Raw genomic sequence first — 3,029 nt, forward strand, 5'->3', positions numbered from 1 at the left:
ACTTGCTGTAAAACTTGAGCGTTAACCGTCTTTAATATCGGGTAAACTTTTTTAGCTTCCGTTAGATTTTTAGCTTGAACGAAGTAATTTGGATAGGGTTCATCCGCAGGAATTATGTACTCGGAAATTAACGAACAGCGATCCGCAAGACACTTTCGAGAGTTCAACCAATCTTTTCGTTCTGAAAGAGCGTAATTATAAACGCTCTTACAAACATCAAGAATGTGGATGATCTCCCGTTCCTGTTGTCTGTTTACCTTTAGTTTGTACTGGTAGGTAAGCGTTATCACTGTCGTTCGTTTCGTGATGTACAATCAGATTATAACACTTACCGCCTAATATGTCAACTGATTACAATCATGAATTTCGCTCTGTTTATAGACTTACCGCTCACGTCGTATTTGTCATCAAATACCGACCATTGCTATTAACAATGAAATCTTAGCCCGACTTAAAGAAATTTTTGTGTCAACGCTGACGAAATGGGAAAGCGTGTTGCTTGATTTCAACGGTGAATCGGATTACGTTCACCGGATTATCGATGACAAACCTGACATCGCTTTATCCAAATTAATCGCTAACCTTAAAACAGTTAGTAGTCCCATTAATTAGAAAGGAATTTCTGGATTTGGCGGCCAAGTATTTCGACAATAAACCTTATTTTTGGACGGGAGCTTATTTCGTGGCTAGTTGTGGCGGAGTTAAGTACCTAAGCAAAATTAATTACACATTTCGATCAAGCTTTTGCCTTTTGCCTCTTGCCTTTTGCCTATCCTAACCAAGAAATTAATTTTGCACGACTACTTACTGTCGAACAACTAAAAAAATACGTCGAGAACCAAAACTCCCCAAAAGTGGAAACGCTACCGCGTTAGTTTCATTCCGGTGGCGATTTATCTCCCGTTAACCGCTACGCGGTTTAACGGGAGTCCTCTCGCGACCTTGAGATAGAGCTTCTAGGATAAAAAACCATTGAAAAGACGTGATCAACGGTTTTTTTGAGCTTAAAGCTTATCCCTATATGGGTTTAAAGCTATTTTTGTTCTAGGTTTTGTTGAGGTTCCACTAAGAGGGATGTCTAATTATATCAATTCTCCAAAATCCGGCTACAAGAGTTCGATCCCCCTACCTTCGGCATCTCCCTTAAAAATGGGAACTTAAATTCGATAATTCGATCTGTAGTTTTTATGGGTGAGAATTGGTATTAATTAACTTTTACCCAAATACTGCGGAAATATTTTTCGGGATTATTTTTATCGGTATTTTTACAGGGAGTATTACCAACTCGCTCGATTGTACCATCATCGCTTAAAATCTGAAAGCGATCTGGGAAATGGGGATAAAACAACAAAGCTTCTGGACGAAAACCGTCAGGGAATTGCAGTGATTCTATCTTTTCCGGTGCATCTTCTTTTTTTCCTGACCAAGTATAGAAAACAAATTGATCGCCTCCATGAAATTCTCCAGCAATAATTAAATATACTTCTAAAGCAGGCCAAAATTCAATGCTACGAATTCCTAATCCTCCCAAATCTAACAGGATAGGATCACCAAAATCAGCCCGAGCATTGCTGGAATTATTAACTAAACTGTAAGGATTTTTTAGAGTTAATAAAAGAGCTTTATTACTTGGTATGGGATTACGAAAACCGATTAAGATATTTCCGTCTTGAGTTGCCGTTAAACCTTCAATATTTAATCCTCCTTCAGCTTTAGGAGCTTTGGTTTCTGCCGTTTTGAAATCAAATATTTCAGCCAATTGAGAGTCTTCGATAATATCGCGCAAGACTAACTGAGTATAAGACTCACCCACTTGAACTATACTAGAGCCGTCATCGGTAATTTTACTGGCAAAAAATTGATGACGAGGGAGTTTTTGTTCGGCATTTTTATTGCGGCCATGGGAAGTAATCCAATAGATTATGTCATTTAGCACAGTTACCCCCTCCAAGTCGATTTCTTTATTTTTAAGATTGTTCTTCACCCAACTATTAATGTCAATTGTTTTCAGGGCTTTTCCCGACTCTTGAGAGGAATAAATCCAGAGAAAATTACCTAATTTTGGATCCGCCTCATCATTACCAACAACAAATTTATTTTCTCCTAAAGCAGTGGCTGCAGAAGCATCACAAATTCCTTGATGTTTGATCTCTTGGATAATAGAAAAGTTGAGAGGTTGCATGATTGTATTCTCCTTGTTAACCAGAAAAGTGAGGATTAAGAAAATTATAGGCAATAAAAGAGAAAAAGACAAGAAATGACTAGAAATAATCTGAGAAAGGACTGGTTTGAGGATTGATGGAAAATCGTTAAAGTGACAGCAATAATTATTTATTTCTGAGTATTAGGAAATATGGGTTTGCCAGTATTACGCACATTGATAAGCTTCCCTAAAATATCAAACCAAAAAGGTGCGCCCATCGCCACGGCTACTCCTGTCATTAACCAGCCAAATATAGCTTGTAACAAGCCATTTTGTTCTTTTATTTGTTCACCATTAAACCATCCTTTTTCATCCCAACCAAGCGGCAAAGGTTGATTAATTTTTTCTAAGTCCTTGACACTGGCTTGTAATTTTTCTGTACATTCAGCGACTTTGTTAGGATCATCTTTAGCGTCTTTAAAACAAGATTCATTAGTCTGAAAAACTTCTGTCGCTACCTGATTAATTCCCTGTCTTAAATTGGAATTTTTGGATAGTTGCTCAATGACATAAAAACTATCAATATTGAGCAAGGCAGCCGCTAAAAAACCAAAAGCAAAAGATACACCCTTGGCATTTCTTTTATATACCCCCGATGTTCGCTCCATAATTTGAGTAAAAGTGTTGGCTATTTCATCAACAAAATTCTCCAGAGTTGGATTGTCATATTTGAGTTTGGTGCTGTAACCTATTTGTATCAATCTGTCAATAGCCGTTTTGTCTATTTTAGAAAAATCAGAAATACTAGCTAATTTCTTAAAGATTCCTGTTTTTTGTTGATCAAGATTATTTCCTAAGAAATCCGCTTTTAATAATTTTTCATTAT

The 3,029-nt window shown here is 36.9% G+C and carries 4 protein-coding genes; 1 reads left to right on the forward strand and 3 read right to left on the reverse strand.

All coding sequences use genetic code 11. The annotated features are described in order from the left end of the window. Nucleotides 1-290, reverse strand: a 290-nt coding sequence (locus tag PX636_RS19780; RefSeq protein ID WP_288118439.1) for a helix-turn-helix domain-containing protein, incomplete at its 3' end; no start/stop codon positions are given. A 148-nt stretch (nt 291-438) separates the two neighbouring features. Between PX636_RS19780 and PX636_RS19785 the strand changes: the two genes are divergently transcribed. Continuing rightward, the gene (locus tag PX636_RS19785; RefSeq protein WP_502882903.1) at nt 439-612 is read left to right on the forward strand and encodes a transposase; all 174 of its coding nucleotides are present in this window, start codon (nt 439-441) and stop codon (nt 610-612) included. A gap of 592 nt (nt 613-1,204) precedes the next feature. Here PX636_RS19785 and PX636_RS19795 read toward each other — a convergent pair. Next, nucleotides 1,205-2,182 carry a DUF3616 domain-containing protein gene (locus PX636_RS19795; protein WP_002797711.1) on the reverse strand — a complete coding sequence of 326 codons (978 nt, stop codon included), beginning with the start codon at nt 2,180-2,182 and terminating at the stop codon, nt 1,205-1,207. A gap of 149 nt (nt 2,183-2,331) precedes the next feature. Then, on the reverse strand, nt 2,332-3,029 hold a 698-nt coding region (locus tag PX636_RS19800; RefSeq protein ID WP_288118443.1), incomplete at its 5' end, for a hypothetical protein.

It is taken from the genome of Microcystis sp. M53598_WE2, assembly GCF_030067735.1.
In the GTDB taxonomy this organism is placed as follows: domain Bacteria; phylum Cyanobacteriota; class Cyanobacteriia; order Cyanobacteriales; family Microcystaceae; genus Microcystis; species Microcystis aeruginosa.